Source organism: Metabacillus litoralis (assembly GCF_003667825.1).
Lineage (GTDB): Bacteria > Bacillota > Bacilli > Bacillales > Bacillaceae > Metabacillus > Metabacillus litoralis_B.
This window is the reverse complement of record NZ_CP033043.1, coordinates 4,472,501-4,489,061: the sequence shown is the minus strand read 5'-3', so window position 1 is coordinate 4,489,061 and position 16,561 is coordinate 4,472,501. Positions and strand designations below refer to the sequence as shown.

Here is a 16,561-nt window from a genome sequence, read left to right as displayed (position 1 = left end):
CTATTTAAATACTATGTTAACACAGGATATTTATTAACGCATTAAAGTTTTATTTCAATTTAATGACAAATATTGGAGGTTGTGATTTATTATGGTACGACCAAATATAGGTATCGTTAATGCTTTAATTCGTATAACATGTGGTCTTTCTGTTTTATCATGGGCTACTTCAAAATATTGTAAAAAGCCATGGAGAGATTCTTACCTTATTGCCATCATCCTAGGTGCAATGAAGGTTGGTGAAGGAATTTTACGCTTTTGTCCGATCACCTATTTATTTGAAAACTCATCATCAACTCTCTTCTTTGATGATGATGAAGAAGATTACTTTGACGATGAAGAAGATGCTGTTACGTACAACCCTTCATAATGACTCTAAAAATAGAAAAACGGGACTGGCCATTAGTAGCCAGTCCCTTGTTTAACAGGAGGTGTATAAAATGTTTTTAGAATATTTAACAGATATGTCTTTTATTCTTATTGCACTAATCGGCGGAATTGTTGCATTACTTTTCGTTTTTATTAAGAAACGCCGTGCTTAATCGCTTTATTGCCAATATCTTTACGATAGAATAAAGCAGGTGCAGAAATCTTTTCAACTAATGCATATGCTTGCTCTTGTGCGTCACTAATTGTTTCACCATATCCAGAGACAACAAGCACACGTCCACCGTTACCCACAAACTGATCATCAACTTTCTTTGTTCCTGCATGGAAAATGACTGCTTTTTCATGCTTCTCAGAAAGTTGTCCAATCGGAAGACCTTTTTCATAGTCATTAGGGTAACCTTTTGAAGCAAGTACTACACCAAGAACAACTTCTTGAGACCATTCTAAACTCACTGGTTCTTCATTTAAAATAGATAATAATGATGATACTAAGTCCGATTTCAGCCTTGGTAAAACAACCTGAGTTTCCGGGTCACCAAAGCGAGCATTAAATTCAATTACTTTAGGGCCATCATTTGTTAAAATAAGACCAGCATATAAAATTCCTGTAAATGAACGACCTTCACTTACAAGAGCCTTTGCAGCAGGCTTCAAGATTGTTTCAACTGCGGTATTCACTACTTCATCTGAAATTTGTGGTACAGGAGAATATGCACCCATTCCACCAGTGTTTGGCCCTTCATCATTGTCATAAGCACGTTTATGATCTTGAGCAATGACCATCGGATAAACCTTTTCACCCTTCACAAATGCCATTAATGAAAATTCTTCACCAGCAAGAAATTCCTCAATAACAACAGAGCTTGAAGCATCACCAAATTTTGCATTTGCAAGCATATCTGTCACACTGTCTAAAGCAACATCAAGTGTTTCAGCAACTGTTACACCTTTTCCAGCTGCTAACCCGTCAGCTTTAATAACAATAGGTGCACCTTTTTGTTCAACGTAAGATTTTGCTTCATCTACATTCGTGAACGTTTGATACTCCGCTGTTGGGATCTTATATTTGATCATAAGTTCTTTCGCAAAATTCTTGCTACCTTCAATAAGGGCAGCTTCTTTTCTTGGACCAAATATGTTTAAGCCTTCACTTTCAAAGTCATTCACAATTCCGTTTAGTAATGGAACTTCTGGACCTACAATTGTTAAATCGATGTTTTGCTCTTTTGCAAAGGCAACTAGTGCTTCATTATCATTTTCACTAATAGCTACTCTTGTTGCTAGCTCATCCATTCCATCATTGCCAGGTGCAACAAAGACCTCTTCTACAAGATTGCTTTGTGCTGCCTTCCAAACTAACGCATGCTCACGTCCGCCTTGTCCGATAATCAGTACCTTCATGAATACACCCCACATATATTTTATTGCACTTTGGTTTTATGTTTATATGCTAAAAGCTATTATCCTCTTGTTCATATCTTGTTCTACAGAAATTAGATATCAGAGGTTAGAATAGAAGCAATTGGCAAACAGCCAATTGCTAGATTAAGTATTTTAATGTTTAAAATGACGTACTCCTGTGAACACCATTGTGATTCCGTATTCATCAGCCATGCGGATAGAATCTTCATCACGGATTGAGCCACCAGGTTGGATGATTGCTGTTACACCTGCTTTTGCAGCTGCTTCAACTGTGTCTGACATTGGGAAGAAAGCATCAGAGCCCATTGCGCTACCTTGTGCTTTTTCACCAGCCTGCTCAATTGCAATTTTAGCAGCTCCAACACGATTCATTTGCCCTGCACCAACTCCAACTGTCATTTCATCTTTTGCTAATACAATTGCGTTTGATTTTACATGCTTAACAACTTTCCAAGCTAATTTTAAATCTTTCCATTCATCTTCTGATGGCTCACGCTTTGTTGGGATTGTTACTTCCACATCATCTAAAGAAAGTGTGTCTTCATCTTGAACAAGTAAGCCACCGTGAACAGATTGAAGAACTTTTTCAGGCTTAGAAGCTGCTGAAACATCAATTGTTAATAAACGAAGGTTTTTCTTAGCTGTTAAAACATCTAATGCCTCTTGACTGAATGATGGGGCAATAACAATCTCAAGGAAGATTTCATGTAGCTTTTTAGCTGTTTCTACATCAACTTCATGATTCAGTGCAACAATACCACCGAAAATTGACGTTGGATCTGCTTCGAAGCAACGAGTGAACGCTTCTAATGTAGAAGTACCTACCCCTACTCCACAAGGGTTCATATGTTTAACTGCTACTGCAGCTGGCTCTGTAAATTCACGTACAATCTGAAGAGCTGCATCCGCATCTTTAATATTATTAAAAGAAAGCTCTTTTCCATGAAGCTGCTCCGCATTTGCAATAGATGCTACTGGAACGAATGGCTTTTGATAGAAAGTAGCACTTTGATGAGGGTTTTCCCCATAACGAAGAGATTGCTTTTTCTCAAATGTATAAGTAACTGTTTCAGGATCTTCTTCACCAATTGTTTTTGTTAAAAATTCTGCAATTAAAGCATCATAAGCAGCTGTGTGTCTGAAAACTTTTGCAGCTAAACGTTGTTTCTGAGCTAGAGAAACTTCACCTGAAGCTTTTAGCTCTTCTAAAACAGTACTGTAATCTTGCGGATCAACAAGAACGGTTACATCTTCATGATTTTTTGCTGCAGAACGAAGCATTGATGGTCCGCCAATATCGATATTTTCAATCGCATCTTGGAATTGAACGTCCGGCTTAGAAATTGTTTCTTTAAAAGGATAAAGGTTTACAACAACCATATCGATTGTTTCAATGTTATTTTCTTTTAATTGATTCATATGACTAGGGTTATTACGTACCGCTAGTAAACCACCATGAATGTTTGGATGAAGTGTTTTTACACGACCATCCATGATTTCCGGAAATCCTGTTACTTCAGAAATTCCAATAACATTTAAGCCATTTTCCTCAAGTAATTTTTTGGTTCCGCCAGTAGAAATCACTTCAACGCCTAATTCAATCAATTCCTTTACAAATGGGACAAGATTCTCTTTATCTGACACACTAACTAGCGCACGTTTCACTGCCATCAATTTTCACCTCTACACATTATTTTGATACTAATTCTTGAATGACTTTCGGATATAAAACATGTTCAACTTTATGGATTTTTTCTGCAATCATATCTTCTGTATCACCATAAGCAACCTCGACTGCTTGTTGAGCGATAATCGGCCCTGTATCCATTCCTGCATCCACATAATGAACGGTAACACCAGTTACCTTCACTCCTGCACGATAAGCTTGTCCTATCGCATCTTTACCAGGAAAAGATGGTAGTAAAGATGGATGAATATTCACAATTTTATTTTCGTAGGCATTCAGTAACGTATCCCCAATTAATCTCATATAACCTGCTAGGATAATGAAATCTATTTGGTGATCACGTAAATGAGTCAAGATTTCCTCTTCGAATTGTGCTTTGTTTTCAAAGTCTTTTTGTACAAAACTAATAACAGGAATGTTTGCTGATTTTGCACGCTCAATGACACCTGCTTTAAGCTTATCACAAAAAACAAAACCAATCTCAGCATCTACTACACCAAGCTTCACTTGATCAAGGATTGCCTGAAAATTACTGCCATTCCCTGACGCAAATATGGCTATTTTCTTCATTAACGTGCTCCTCCATTAAACGTAACACCAGAGCCTTCTACAACACGCCCAATACAATAGCCTTTTTCATTGTTAGCTTCTAACTCCTGCATAACATCTTGTAAAAGCTCTTCTTTTACAGCAAGCACAAAACCGATTCCCATATTGAACACATTATACATATCGTCACTGCTTAATTGTCCTTTTTCCTTCAAGAAGTCAAAAATATCAAGCATTGGCCAACCACCAAGATCGATTTCAACACCTGTTTCTTCCGGCAGCATTCTAGGAATGTTTTCAATAAATCCACCACCAGTAATATGAGCCATTCCATCTACTTGATACTTTTTAATTACTTCAAGTACAGGCTTTACGTAAATTTTTGTTGGAGTTAATAATACCTCTCCTAAGCTTTGTGTAAACGGCGCATATACCTCATTCAAATCAAGCTTTTGATCTTCAAGAAGAATTTTACGAACTAGAGAAAATCCGTTACTATGAATACCGCTTGATGCAAGTCCGATTAATACATGTCCTGGCTTAATGTTCTCACCTGTTACAATATTATCTTTTTCAACAACACCAACAGAGAAACCAGCAACATCATATTCATCCTCTTCATATAGTCCAGGCATTTCCGCTGTTTCTCCACCGACTAATGCACAACCAGATTGTTCACAGCCATCCGCGATCCCTTTTACAATTTGTTCAATTTTTTCAGGCTTTGCTTTTCCAAGGGCTAAATAATCTAAGAAAAATAAAGGCTCAGCTCCTTGAGCTAAGATGTCATTCACACACATTGCAACTGCATCAATTCCAATTGAATCATGCTTATCAGCCATAAAAGCAAGCTTTAATTTTGTCCCAACACCATCTGTACCTGAAACAAGTACAGGCTTTTTATAATTTAATTCACTTAAATCAAACATCCCACCAAAGCCACCAAGGCCACCTAATACACCTGTGCGCATTGTTTTGGCAACATGCTTTTTCATTCTTGAAACAGCCTCATATCCTGCTTCTATATCAACACCAGCTTGCTTATAAACGTCAGACATGTGTGTGATCCTCCTTATAATTCGACAAAATTCGGGCGGTGCCAGGCACCTCAAAAAACACGTACCGAAAACAAGACAGGAATCGAAACACTCGATTCCTATCAGCATTTTCTATTTACGCCTTCTCATGCGGCAATACCGTGTCCGCGTAAATTTCAGTTGGGTAGCGTCCTGTGAAGCATGCTAAGCATTGACCTCTTGTTTCACCTTCATATGGGCGGCCTAGTCCTTCGAGTAAACCTTCAACACTTAGGAATGCTAAGCTGTCTGCTCCAATGATTTGACGGATCTCTTCCACTGAATGGTTAGAGGCAATGAGCTCTTCATGTGTTGACGTATCAATTCCATAGAAACATGGATTTGCAATTGGTGGTGAACTGATTCGCACGTGAACCTCGGTTGCACCTGCTTCACGAAGCATATTAACTATACGTCGACTTGTTGTTCCTCGAACGATCGAATCATCAACCATCACAACGCGCTTTCCTTCAACAACACCACGTACAGCAGAAAGCTTCATTTTAACCCCTTGTTCACGAAGAGATTGAGATGGTTGAATAAACGTACGACCTACATAACGGTTTTTAATTAATCCTAATTCATAAGGAATACCTGTTAACTCAGCAAAACCAATCGCAGCGGAGATACTTGAATCAGGTACACCTGTTACAACATCTGCATCTACCTCAGATTCAACAGCTAATCGTTTTCCTAGATTTTTACGGGCAGTATGAACATTAATTCCATCAATATTACTATCCGGACGAGAGAAATAAATATATTCCATACTGCAAATAGAACGATTAATATTCATTGAAAAACGCTCAGAACGAATACCTTCATCATTGATAATAAGCAGTTCACCAGGCTGAACATCTCTTTCATATTTCGCTCCAACAACATCAAAAGCACAAGTTTCAGATGCAATTACATATGCATCACCCATCACTCCGATCGATAATGGACGTAAGCCATTAGGATCTAGAGCAACCATCATTTCTGTTTCTGTCATGATTAAAAAGGCATACGCTCCTTTAATCATCGTTAGGGCATTTTTCACTGCTTCCTTCAAATCTTGAAAACCACTTCTTCTAATAAGGTGGGCAAGAACCTCTGTATCAGAAGTTGTTTGAAAAATACTTCCTTGGCTCTCAAGCTGATGCTTAAGCTGTGTAGCATTTACTAAGTTACCGTTATGAGCAAGAGCTAATCCGCCGCTATGTGATTTAAAAAGCAAAGGCTGGACATTTTCATATCCGCCTCCGCCAGCTGTTGCATAACGAACGTGACCAATTGCTGCTTTACCGGATAGTTCATTTAATTTTCCGTCAGCGAATACTTCGTTAATGAGGCCTAATCCCTTCATTCCTGTAAGCTTTTCGCCATCACTTGTTACAATCCCAGCGCCTTCTTGTCCACGGTGCTGTAGGCTGTGAAGACCATAATAAGTGATTTGTGCTGCTTCAGGATGACCCCAAATTCCAAAGACGCCACATTCTTCGTTTAATCCCTTGATTTCAGCAAGCATGGGATTGCTCCTTTCCATGCATCCTTTAATTCTTCAACAGATGCATCGACAAGTGTTTCGTTCTTCTCATTTGAAATGATAAGTTTGCCAGTATCTGTTACTTCTCCAATACAAACTGCATCTACTAAACTTTCAAATGCTTCTTTGTTTTCCTTTTTCACAGAAAGGATAAATCTTGTTTGAGATTCACTAAATAATGCTGCTGTTGCATCACCTTGAAGAGTAACAGAAGCTCCTAGTCCTTCACGACCGAATAATGGTTCAGCTAACGCAACCGCTACACCACCTTCAGATACATCATGAGCAGATGCTACTGACTTCGCACGAATCGCAGCAGAAATCTGTCCTAAAACTTTGCTTTCATTCTCTAAATCTAGCTCTGGTGATTGACCAAAGATTTCACCTTGTGTTAGCTTTTGAAGCTCACTACCACCAAACTCCGGCTTTGTTTCACCAACTAGGTAGATTAGATCTCCAGCTGCTTTAAAGTCTTGAGTTGTAATATAATCTGTATCTTCAATTAATCCAACCATACCAATAACAGGTGTTGGATAGATTGCTGTTCCATTTGTTTCGTTATATAAAGACACGTTACCGCCGATAACTGGTGTATTTAATACTCGGCAAGCTTCACTAATTCCATCAGCCGCTTTTTCAATTTGCCAGAAAATTTCTGGTTTCTCAGGGTTACCGAAGTTCAAGTTATCTGTAATTGCAAGTGGTGTTGCACCAGAACATACGATGTTACGAGCTGCTTCTGCTACCGCAATTTTCCCACCAACTTCAGGATCTAAATAAAGATAACGAGAGTTACAGTCAGTTGTCATCGCTAAAGCTTTTTTCGTATCCCGAATACGTACTACTGCTGCATCAGAACCTGGTGCTACAACTGTATTTGTACGAACCATATAATCATATTGATCATAAACCCATTCTTTAGATGCAATTGTTGGTTGCTTTAATAGATTCACAAGTGTTTCTTTATAGTTATCTACTTGAAGAGGAGCTACGTTCATTTGTTGGAACTCTTCATAATAAGCAGGTACTTTAGATGGTTTGTGGTAAACAGGTGCTTCTTCTGCTAAAGCGTCAACTGGTAGCTCACATACCACTTCACCATTATGGAAAAGACGAAGCATTTTATCATCTGTTACTTTACCAACTGAAACAGCTTCTAAATCATATTTCTCAAAAAGGTCAACGATTTCTTGCTCTCTTCCTTTTTCAATAACAAGCAGCATTCTTTCTTGTGATTCAGAAAGCATCATTTCATAAGCTGTCATGCCTGTTTCACGTTGTGGAATGAGATCTAAGTCCATTTCAATACCAGAACCAGCTTTACTAGCCATCTCTGCTGATGAGCTTGTTAATCCAGCTGCACCCATGTCTTGAATTCCAACTAAAGCGTCATTCTTAATCACTTCTAAACAAGCTTCTAATAAAAGCTTCTCCATGAATGGATCGCCAACCTGTACAGCAGAACGATCTGCACCAGAATCGTCGGTTAATTCTTCAGAAGAAAATGTTGCACCATGAATTCCGTCACGACCAGTTTTAGCACCAACATACATAACTGTGTTGCCAACACCTTTTGCCTGACCCTTTTTAATATCTTCATGGTTAATTAACCCAACACACATTGCATTAACAAGTGGATTTCCTTCGTAAGAATCATCAAATTGGATCTCTCCACCAACAGTTGGAATACCAATACAGTTACCGTACCCAGCAATCCCTGCAACAACCTCTTCAAATAAATATTTCACACGAGGAGTTTTTAGTTCTCCAAAACGTAAAGAATTTAAAATCGCAATAGGTCTAGCTCCCATAGAGAATACATCACGGATAATCCCACCTACACCAGTTGCTGCACCTTGGTAAGGCTCAATTGCTGAAGGATGGTTATGACTCTCAATCTTGAATACAACCGCTTGATTGTCTCCAATATCAACGATCCCTGCTCCCTCACCAGGACCTTGTAATACTTTTTCACCTGTAACAGGGAACTTCTTTAGAATTGGTTTAGAGTTTTTGTAGCTGCAGTGCTCCGACCACATAACCGAAAAAATACCGATTTCTGTGTAGTTTGGAAGACGTCCAATAATTTTTTCAATCAGGGCAAACTCGTCATCACTTACACCCATTTGTCTGTAGATTTTTTCATCTTTTATCATCTGGTTTGTTGGTTCAAGCAGTAGTGACATGAGATTCCCTCCAGTTTTTTACGATCGATTGAAATAATTTTAATCCGTCAGCACTTCCTAATAATTCATCAACTGCACGCTCAGGGTGAGGCATCATCCCTAATACATTTCCGCGCTCGTTTGTAATGCCTGCAATATCTACTAAGCTGCCATTTGGATTTTTTTCGTACGTAAACACGATTTGATTGTTTTCTTTAAGCGTTTGAAGTGTTTGCTCATCACAATAATAATTCCCTTCTCCATGTGCAATCGGAATTGAGATAACCTCATCCTTTTCATAAGCTGAAGTAAAGGCTGTTTCGTTGTTTGCAACCTTTAAATGAACTGGTCGACACATAAACTTTAAGTTTTCATTTCTCTTCATTGCACCTGGCAGTAAACCAACTTCTAATAAAATCTGGAATCCATTACATACACCAAGAACAGGCTTACCAGCTTCTGCTGCTTTTACAACTTCCTTCATTACATTTGAGAAGCGCGCAATCGCACCTGAGCGTAAGTAGTCTCCGTAAGAAAATCCACCTGGTAGAAGAATGCCATCAAACCCACTTAAGTCAGTTTCATCATGCCAAACATATTCTACTTCTTCACCAAGCTCATCTTTAATTGCATGGTACATATCAACATCACAGTTAGACCCTGGGAAAACGATCACAGCGAATTTCACTTTGTGACAACCTCCTGTACCTCGTAGCTAAAGTCTTCAATCACTGTATTAGCAAGTAATTTTTCACACATTTCACGAACAGCTACATCTAAATCACGGTCTGATTTTTCAATTGTAAGTTCCATATACTTTCCGATACGTACATCTTGAACTTCTTTGTAATCCATGCTGTGTAAAGCACTTTTCACTGCGCTTCCTTGTGGATCTAATACACTTTCTCTTAACGTGACATAAACTTTTACTTTATACATGTTGATTGGCCTCCAAGTCTAGTTAAAATAACTTCATATGCATCTGTTAAACTACCAATTTCTCGACGAAAAACATCTTTATCGAACTTCTCATTTGTGTTGATATCCCATAAACGACATGTATCTGGTGATACTTCATCAGCAAGTATAATGTTCCCATCCTCTGTTAAGCCAAATTCCAATTTAAAATCAATTAGGCGGATGTCACATGCAAGGAAATGAGCTTTAAGCACTTCATTCACCTTTTTAGCTAGAGTTTTTAATGTTTCAACTTGTTCTGGCGTTGCAACTTCTAATAGTGCGATATGATCTTCCGTAATTAATGGATCACCTAAATCATCATCTTTGTAGTAAAACTCTACTAATGGATGTTTAATTTCTGTTCCCTCTTCAATTCCAATTCGTTTAGAAAGGCTGCCAGCCACAACATTTCTTACTACTACTTCTAAAGGAATAATTTCTACCTTTTTGACAAGTTGCTCAGTAGCTGAAAGTCTTTTTACAAAATGATTTTCAATGTTGTTTGCTGTTAACTTCTCAAAAATCAATGTAGAAATTTCATTATTTAAACGACCTTTACCTGTGATCTCTTCCTTCTTCACACCATTAAAGGCTGTTGCAGAATCTTTGTACGAGACCCATAAAATAGTAGGTTCGTTTGTTTTATAAATTCTTTTTGCTTTACCTTCATATAGTAATTCAAGCTTTTCTGTACTCAATGAAAGCCCTCCTAAACTGAATATTGGGAACCTTAAGTATATACAAACTATTTGTTAGATTTTCTAACCATATTTTTTTATCAAATAGATAGCAAGGGACTTTTTAGCCCTTGCTATTTGCTTTTTATAATCCTAGACGTTCGAAAATAGTATCGACACCTTTTAAGTGGTAGTTATAATCGAAGCAGTCAGCAATTGTTTCTGCTGAAAGACGAGAAGTAATCTTTTCTTCTGCTTCTATTAATCCACGGAAAGGTACTTGTTTTTCCCATGCTTCCATTGCTTTTGGTTGAACAAGATCATACGCTTCTTCTCTTGTCATACCCGTATCAATTAGCGCTAATAGCACTCGTTGAGAGTAGATAAGACCTTGAGTACGGTCCATATTACGCTTCATGTTTTCAGGGAATACCGTTAAGTTCTTCACGATATTTCCGAAGCGATTTAACATATAGTTAAGAGCAATCGTAGCATCTGGTAGGATAATACGTTCAGCTGAAGAGTGAGAAATATCTCTTTCATGCCATAATGGAACATTTTCGTAAGCTGTTAGCATATACCCACGAATAACACGTGCAAGACCTGTCATGTTTTCTGAACCGATTGGGTTACGTTTATGAGGCATTGCTGAAGATCCTTTTTGACCCTTTGCAAACGATTCTTCCACTTCACGTGTTTCACTCTTTTGTAGACCACGAATTTCTACAGCGAACTTCTCTATTGACGTTGCAACTAATGCAATAGAAGCCATATAATCTGCGTGTCGGTCACGCTGTAAAGTTTGTGTTGAAATTGGAGCAGGTTTTGTTCCTAGCTTTTCACACACATATGATTCAACAAAAGGATCAATGTTTGCATAAGTTCCAACAGCACCAGAGATCTTTCCGTATTCAACACCTTCTGCAGCACGCTTAAAGCGATCTAAATTACGTTTCATTTCTTCATACCATAATCCAAGCTTTAAACCAAAAGTTGTTGGTTCAGCATGTACACCATGAGTACGTCCCATCATTACTGTGTATTTATGCTCTTGTGCTTTTTCTTTTAAAATTTGAATAAAGTTTTCAATATCTTTTAACAGAATATCGTTTGCTTGCTTAAGTAAATAAGATAAAGCAGTATCTACAACATCAGTTGACGTTAAGCCATAATGTACCCATTTACGTTCTTCACCAAGAGTTTCCGAAACCGCTCTAGTGAAGGCAACAACATCATGACGAGTTTCTAATTCAATTTCGTTAATACGGTTTACATCGAACGATGCATTCTTACGAAGAAGTGCAACATCTTCTATTGGAATCACTCCAAGCTCTGCCCATGCTTCACATGCTAAAATTTCTACCTCTAACCAAGCTTTAAATTTATTTTCCTCCGTCCAAATCGCACCCATCTCTGGTCTTGTATAGCGTTCAATCATGTTTTTGCCTCCGTTCTATTTATAACCCCAAATTTGATTTACTTTATTTATATCTTTTTCTATTGTTTCACTAATAAACGTGATATGTCCCATTTTGCGTTTTGCAACAGGGTCCTTCTTTCCATATAGGTGAAGCTTTGCATCTTTAAGTAATGAGAGTTGATCACTCACTATTGATAAATCTTCGCCTAATAGATTCACCATCATACCGCTTTGAAGTAATGTTGTTCGCCCTAAAGGCAGACCACAGACAGCACGGATATGTTGTTCAAATTGATCTGTTTCACATAAGTCGATTGTATAATGACCTGAGTTATGTGGGCGAGGTGCAAGCTCATTAATATAAATATCTCCATTTTTCGTTAAAAACATTTCAACTGCAAGTGTTCCGACAAGCTCAAAACTATTTGATAGTTTAATAGCTAGCTGTTCTGCTTTTTGAATCACTTCATCTGACACTCTTGCAGGTACAATGCTTTGATACAGAATATTGTCTTTATGAACATTTTCAGCTACTGGAAACGTCTTTGTCTCACCACTAACAGAACGTGTCACAATAACGGATATTTCCTTTTCAAAAGCAACCCACTTTTCTAATATACATGTTCCATGAGATAGTAATTGTTTCGCTTCCTCTAGATCTTGATCACTACGGAGTACTCTTTGTCCTTTACCGTCGTAACCACCTCTACATGTCTTTAACACACTTGGATATTCAAGCTTTGCAACTGCCTTATATAACTCTTCATCATTATGGATAATTTGATAAGGTGCTACCTCACAACCCGCTTTCTCTATGGCTGCTTTTTCTGTTTCACGATCCTGTGTTAAAAGAAGCAATGAGCTTTTCTGTGGTAAATTCGCATTTTCTTCTAACCAACGGAGTGCTGTGTAATCGATGTTCTCGAATTCATAGGTAATAACATCACTAACCTCAGCAAGTCTCTTAATTGCATCTAACTCATCATAACCTGCTGTAATCTCTATATCTGCAATTTGACCACAAGGACAATCTTCTGTTGGATCCAATACCGCGATACGATAACCAAGCTGTCTAGCTGCAATGGCCATCATTCGACCAAGCTGACCTCCACCGATTATCCCAATTGTTCCTCCAGGCAATATCGTTTGGTTATTCAAGTTCATCACTGCTTTCTAACACCTTTTGTCGAAGCTCTTCTCTTCTTGTATCTAATTTATCTGCAAGAGATTGATCACCTGTTGAAAGAATCTCAGCGGCTAATAAACCTGCATTCGTTGCACCTGCTTTTCCTATCGCAACCGTTGCAACTGGAACCCCTCCTGGCATTTGAACAATCGATAACAATGAATCAAGTCCATTTAGAGCCTTTGACTGTACTGGAACTCCAATGACTGGTAAAGATGTTTTTGCTGCTACCATACCTGGTAAATGTGCAGCACCTCCTGCACCAGCAATAATAACCTTTAAACCTCTTTTTCTAGCATTATCAGCATACTCAAACATGTAATCTGGTGTACGATGCGCTGAAACAACCTTCTTTTCATAAGGAACATTCAACTCATCAAGAATATCACATGCAGCTTTCATTGTTTCCCAGTCAGACGTACTTCCCATGATCACTCCTACAACCGGCTCCATCTTTTCCCCACCTTTACAAAACTAGAAAACTCGGCTTGTCGCTAAATACAAAGGCGAAAGCCTTATTTTTAATAAACTCTGATACTAAAAAAGCTCGATATCTAAACTCTCTCTAATCCATAGAGAAAGTTCAGTATATCGAGCTCGGATTATTGGTCTATTTCCGAATCGTATATACATGACTTTCCCTCATAGTCCGGTGATTTACGGTCATCGGGTAGAAACTTCTGGGCCATATTCCCAATTATATATGAGGTTTATCGTTCATCAATTATTTACATGTTTTATATTAACAATGAAGCTTTTCGATGTCAACGTAAAATCGAACGATTTATTTTATTGACACATTAATGTTCGTGTTTTACATTAATTTACCTTCAAATGTAATACTTCTACCACAAGGAACATGTTCAACAACATTATCTCGTTTTTCTTCCTTAAAGATAGGTTGCTCCGTTCTTCTGACAGGAAAGTACCCTTCCTTACTCATTCTATCTAAACAATCATCTATCGTTTCATTATCTTCTACTATAAATTTTTTCTTTTTTGGCTTACTTGTCATTCTTCAACCTCCATAAAGTACAATCCCTATTCATTAAAAAAGTACTATCATTTTACCACTATTTTAATACCTCTACTTATTATTTTCGGGTAATTTTACTACACATATACTATATAAAAGTAGAAAATTGGATGGATAGGTACTAACTAGGGTGTGATTTTGGTCATTACCATGCGTGTATTCGTTATTTAATGGGGAACAACCTTCCATAATACACGTTGGGTATTTATGGTAACATTACTATGCTAGCTAAATTTTTTCGAAACATTAATTAAAGGAGGTTTTGTTACTCCATTTTAAAGGAGGGCTTTTCTTTGTTAATCACTATTGCCGTTTTGTTTTTTTTAGGAATTATTTCTATTGCTTATCAACAAATCGTGTTCTCCGCAATTGTTATTATTGGATTATTAATGATGCTATCAACTAATAAAGAAAGAAAATTTGTTATTTCTCTACTGTTATCATTTTTAATTGGCTTTGTTGTATTTATGGTTACTAATAATTTCATTGAAACAATAAATATACCAAAAGAGATAAAGGTTATCCTTAATCGTATTTTTCTGGTTTTTATCATTATAGGCATCATTTTAATTCATCTTTTTTTCCATAAGACCATTTCTTGGTACAACAATAAACCAGATTGGCAAAATCCAATTATCCTACCATTTCATAAAGTTAATACATTTTGGTTTTGGGTAATTGGAATCACTGTTAATGGGGTAGTATACTTGTTCTTTATCATTCAAAAAGATATTGAATATATTCAATCACTTCTATTGTTTTGCTTAACTTTTTCACTAATCAATGCTGTTTTTGAGGAAATTATTTGGAGAGGAATCATGATTTCCAGTCTTAAGGAATATACATCTACAGGATTTGCTATTTTTATTACAAGTGTCGGATTTGGACTTCTCCATCTAGCAATCGGCTTTTCAATGCCTCTAAGTTTATTAATTTCAGCTGCAGGAGTAATTTACGCATTAATCACAATTAAAACCAACAGCATCTATCCTAGTATTATCTTTCATATCATCATTAATATCGGAATGGTATTAAGTGGATTTATCATTTAATGCTCTTTTAAAGAAGAAGCTCAGAACCTAAAGCTCTGAGCTTTTAATTAATGCTTTCTATATTTATTAAATTTATTGTTACAATTAATCAAAGAACTCCATATGTTTCTTTTCCTTCTTATAATAGTCCAAACGATCCTGTAATGTTCCCGTATGAAATTCAAATTTATGTCCATCTGGATCAGTAAAATAGATCGATTTTTTATCTTTTTCATCTCTTGGACGCCCCGAAAGTATTGTTACATTTAATTCAATTAGTTTGCTGTAAACTTGATCAAAATCCTTTTCTTCTATAGAAAAAGCAATATGTGTATACGAATTTACAATTTCATTCCTTGGAATATCTTTCTCCTCATTCAACGCTACCCAATATCCATTCAAATCAAAATAAGCAGTACTCCGACCTTTTACTAATAACTTTGCACCAAATACATTTTGATAGAATTGTATTGATTGATTTAAATCGGAAACTGAAAACAGAAAATGGTTAACTTCTTTAATCATTAATTTGCCCTCATCTTAATTTACTTTGAACTTCACATACTATTTAATATAGCATATCTATATAAAGTGTTAGAAGATGATTTCTGTTGGACCTTTTTTATATAACTATCTACTTAGACGTTGAAAGAACAGGCACGGAGATTTAAAAACACTGAACTAATCGGGTTGTATTGTTTTTATCTACGATTATGAGAGGTTTATCTTCGATTTTTGATGTTTTATCTACGATTTTGAAGTAGTTATCTGCGATTCCACAAAATTTGACAAATACTGCACAAAAAAAGACCAGTATTTTCTACTGATCTTCTTCCTCTATTTACTTGGCGACGTCCTACTCTCACAGGGGGAAACCCCCAACTACCATCGGCGCTGAAGAGCTTAACTTCCGTGTTCGGCATGGGAACGGGTGTGACCTCTTCGCCATCATCACCAAATAATATTTAGTTTGAAGGATATTCCTTCAAAACTAGATAACGATTCACAATTCAACTTCACTAAGCTTACGCTTTTATTAGGTTAAGTCCTCGATCGATTAGTATCAGTCAGCTCCACACGTCACCGCGCTTCCACCTCTGACCTATCAACCTGATCATCTTTCAGGGATCTTACTAGCTAATGCTATGGGAAATCTCATCTTGAGGGGGGCTTCATGCTTAGATGCTTTCAGCACTTATCCCTTCCGCACATAGCTACCCAGCTATGCCTTTGGCAAGACAACTGGTACACCAGCGGTGCGTCCATCCCGGTCCTCTCGTACTAAGGACAGCTCCTCTCAAATTTCCTACGCCCACGACGGATAGGGACCGAACTGTCTCACGACGTTCTGAACCCAGCTCGCGTACCGCTTTAATGGGCGAACAGCCCAACCCTTGGGACCGACTACAGCCCCAGGATGCGATGAGCCGACAT

Annotated in this window: 17 protein-coding genes, 2 rRNA genes and 1 riboswitch (1 of these 20 only partly in view); of the genes, 3 read left to right on the top strand and 16 right to left on the bottom strand. The window is 37.4% G+C overall.

Annotation, left to right across the window (positions count from 1 at the left end; all coding sequences use genetic code 11):
- Nucleotides 1-91 precede the first annotated feature (91 nt).
- A complete protein-coding gene (locus tag D9842_RS21975; protein WP_180320403.1) occupies nt 92-370 on the top strand; it encodes a YgaP family membrane protein in 279 nt (92 codons plus the stop codon).
- Between the two features lie 70 nt (nt 371-440).
- On the top strand, nt 441-542 hold the full coding sequence (locus D9842_RS26695) for an EYxxD motif small membrane protein (RefSeq protein ID WP_331275793.1): 102 nt from the start codon (nt 441-443) through the stop codon (nt 540-542).
- Here the strand turns inward: D9842_RS26695 and purD are convergent.
- The 13 genes from purD to D9842_RS21910 form a co-directional block, all read right to left on the bottom strand.
- Nucleotides 523-1,791 carry a phosphoribosylamine--glycine ligase gene (gene purD, locus D9842_RS21970; RefSeq protein ID WP_121664309.1) on the bottom strand — a complete coding sequence of 423 codons (1,269 nt, stop codon included), beginning with the start codon at nt 1,789-1,791 and terminating at the stop codon, nt 523-525. The two genes, D9842_RS26695 and purD, sit on opposite strands and share 20 nt — an antisense overlap.
- A 153-nt stretch (nt 1,792-1,944) precedes the next feature.
- A complete protein-coding gene (gene purH, locus D9842_RS21965; RefSeq protein WP_121664308.1) occupies nt 1,945-3,483 on the bottom strand; it encodes a bifunctional phosphoribosylaminoimidazolecarboxamide formyltransferase/IMP cyclohydrolase in 1,539 nt (512 codons plus the stop codon).
- Between the two features lie 19 nt (nt 3,484-3,502).
- Entirely contained in the window at nt 3,503-4,069 is a 567-nt protein-coding gene (gene purN / locus D9842_RS21960; RefSeq protein ID WP_121664307.1) for a phosphoribosylglycinamide formyltransferase, read from the bottom strand.
- A complete protein-coding gene (purM, locus tag D9842_RS21955; RefSeq protein WP_121664306.1) occupies nt 4,069-5,106 on the bottom strand; it encodes a phosphoribosylformylglycinamidine cyclo-ligase in 1,038 nt (345 codons plus the stop codon). Before purM ends, purN begins: the two co-directional genes overlap by 1 nt.
- 115 nt (nt 5,107-5,221) lie before the next feature.
- Nucleotides 5,222-6,634: an amidophosphoribosyltransferase gene (gene purF, locus D9842_RS21950; protein WP_121664305.1), complete on the bottom strand. Its 1,413-nt coding sequence runs from the start codon at nt 6,632-6,634 to the stop codon at nt 5,222-5,224.
- The gene (purL, locus tag D9842_RS21945) at nt 6,610-8,838 is read right to left on the bottom strand and encodes a phosphoribosylformylglycinamidine synthase subunit PurL (RefSeq protein ID WP_121664304.1); all 2,229 of its coding nucleotides are present in this window, start codon (nt 8,836-8,838) and stop codon (nt 6,610-6,612) included. The genes purF and purL overlap by 25 nt, the downstream gene beginning before the upstream one ends.
- Complete coding sequence (purQ, locus tag D9842_RS21940; RefSeq protein WP_121664303.1) at nt 8,822-9,505, bottom strand: phosphoribosylformylglycinamidine synthase subunit PurQ; 684 nt, start codon at nt 9,503-9,505, stop codon at nt 8,822-8,824. Before purQ ends, purL begins: the two co-directional genes overlap by 17 nt.
- Complete coding sequence (gene purS, locus D9842_RS21935) at nt 9,502-9,756, bottom strand: phosphoribosylformylglycinamidine synthase subunit PurS (protein ID WP_098797711.1); 255 nt, start codon at nt 9,754-9,756, stop codon at nt 9,502-9,504. The genes purQ and purS overlap by 4 nt, the downstream gene beginning before the upstream one ends.
- Nucleotides 9,744-10,475, bottom strand: a complete 732-nt coding sequence (purC, locus tag D9842_RS21930; protein WP_121664302.1) for a phosphoribosylaminoimidazolesuccinocarboxamide synthase — start codon at nt 10,473-10,475, stop codon at nt 9,744-9,746. Before purC ends, purS begins: the two co-directional genes overlap by 13 nt.
- Before the next feature lie 124 nt (nt 10,476-10,599).
- Complete coding sequence (purB, locus tag D9842_RS21925; protein WP_121664301.1) at nt 10,600-11,892, bottom strand: adenylosuccinate lyase; 1,293 nt, start codon at nt 11,890-11,892, stop codon at nt 10,600-10,602.
- 15 nt (nt 11,893-11,907) lie between these two features.
- Complete coding sequence (gene purK / locus D9842_RS21920; RefSeq protein WP_121664300.1) at nt 11,908-13,038, bottom strand: 5-(carboxyamino)imidazole ribonucleotide synthase; 1,131 nt, start codon at nt 13,036-13,038, stop codon at nt 11,908-11,910.
- The gene (gene purE / locus D9842_RS21915) at nt 13,025-13,513 is read right to left on the bottom strand and encodes a 5-(carboxyamino)imidazole ribonucleotide mutase (protein ID WP_121664299.1); all 489 of its coding nucleotides are present in this window, start codon (nt 13,511-13,513) and stop codon (nt 13,025-13,027) included. The genes purK and purE overlap by 14 nt, the downstream gene beginning before the upstream one ends.
- 172 nt (nt 13,514-13,685) lie before the next feature.
- Nucleotides 13,686-13,787, bottom strand: a riboswitch (purine riboswitch).
- Nucleotides 13,788-13,874: 87 nt separating this feature from the next.
- The gene (locus D9842_RS21910; RefSeq protein WP_121664298.1) at nt 13,875-14,075 is read right to left on the bottom strand and encodes an NETI motif-containing protein; all 201 of its coding nucleotides are present in this window, start codon (nt 14,073-14,075) and stop codon (nt 13,875-13,877) included.
- Nucleotides 14,076-14,389: 314 nt separating this feature from the next.
- Here D9842_RS21910 and D9842_RS21905 point away from each other — a divergent pair, with 314 nt between their 5' ends.
- Nucleotides 14,390-15,148 carry a CPBP family intramembrane glutamic endopeptidase gene (locus tag D9842_RS21905; protein WP_121664297.1) on the top strand — a complete coding sequence of 253 codons (759 nt, stop codon included), beginning with the start codon at nt 14,390-14,392 and terminating at the stop codon, nt 15,146-15,148.
- Nucleotides 15,149-15,232: 84 nt separating this feature from the next.
- Here D9842_RS21905 and fosM read toward each other — a convergent pair whose 3' ends face one another.
- From fosM to D9842_RS21890, 3 genes are all read right to left on the bottom strand, one after another.
- Entirely contained in the window at nt 15,233-15,652 is a 420-nt protein-coding gene (fosM, locus tag D9842_RS21900; RefSeq protein ID WP_121664296.1) for a FosM family fosfomycin resistance protein, read from the bottom strand.
- A 318-nt stretch (nt 15,653-15,970) separates the two neighbouring features.
- Nucleotides 15,971-16,086: ribosomal RNA gene (gene rrf / locus D9842_RS21895) — 5S ribosomal RNA — on the bottom strand.
- 78 nt (nt 16,087-16,164) lie between these two features.
- Nucleotides 16,165-16,561 (bottom strand): 23S ribosomal RNA (locus D9842_RS21890); it runs 2,532 nt beyond the window's last position.

Coding starts and splice junctions, on each gene's coding strand:
- D9842_RS21975 (WP_180320403.1), top strand. CDS start 92: ATGGTACGACCAAATATAGGTATCGTTAATGCTTTAATTCGTATAACA.
- fosM (WP_121664296.1), bottom strand. CDS start 15,652: ATGATTAAAGAAGTTAACCATTTTCTGTTTTCAGTTTCCGATTTAAAT.
- purB (WP_121664301.1), bottom strand. CDS start 11,892: ATGATTGAACGCTATACAAGACCAGAGATGGGTGCGATTTGGACGGAG.
- purE (WP_121664299.1), bottom strand. CDS start 13,513: ATGGAGCCGGTTGTAGGAGTGATCATGGGAAGTACGTCTGACTGGGAA.
- purK (WP_121664300.1), bottom strand. CDS start 13,038: ATGAACTTGAATAACCAAACGATATTGCCTGGAGGAACAATTGGGATA.
- D9842_RS21910 (WP_121664298.1), bottom strand. CDS start 14,075: ATGACAAGTAAGCCAAAAAAGAAAAAATTTATAGTAGAAGATAATGAA.
- purM (WP_121664306.1), bottom strand. CDS start 5,106: ATGTCTGACGTTTATAAGCAAGCTGGTGTTGATATAGAAGCAGGATAT.
- purF (WP_121664305.1), bottom strand. CDS start 6,634: ATGCTTGCTGAAATCAAGGGATTAAACGAAGAATGTGGCGTCTTTGGA.
- purS (WP_098797711.1), bottom strand. CDS start 9,756: ATGTATAAAGTAAAAGTTTATGTCACGTTAAGAGAAAGTGTATTAGAT.
- D9842_RS26695 (WP_331275793.1), top strand. CDS start 441: ATGTTTTTAGAATATTTAACAGATATGTCTTTTATTCTTATTGCACTA.
- purH (WP_121664308.1), bottom strand. CDS start 3,483: ATGGCAGTGAAACGTGCGCTAGTTAGTGTGTCAGATAAAGAGAATCTT.
- purN (WP_121664307.1), bottom strand. CDS start 4,069: ATGAAGAAAATAGCCATATTTGCGTCAGGGAATGGCAGTAATTTTCAG.
- purD (WP_121664309.1), bottom strand. CDS start 1,791: ATGAAGGTACTGATTATCGGACAAGGCGGACGTGAGCATGCGTTAGTT.
- purL (WP_121664304.1), bottom strand. CDS start 8,838: ATGTCACTACTGCTTGAACCAACAAACCAGATGATAAAAGATGAAAAA.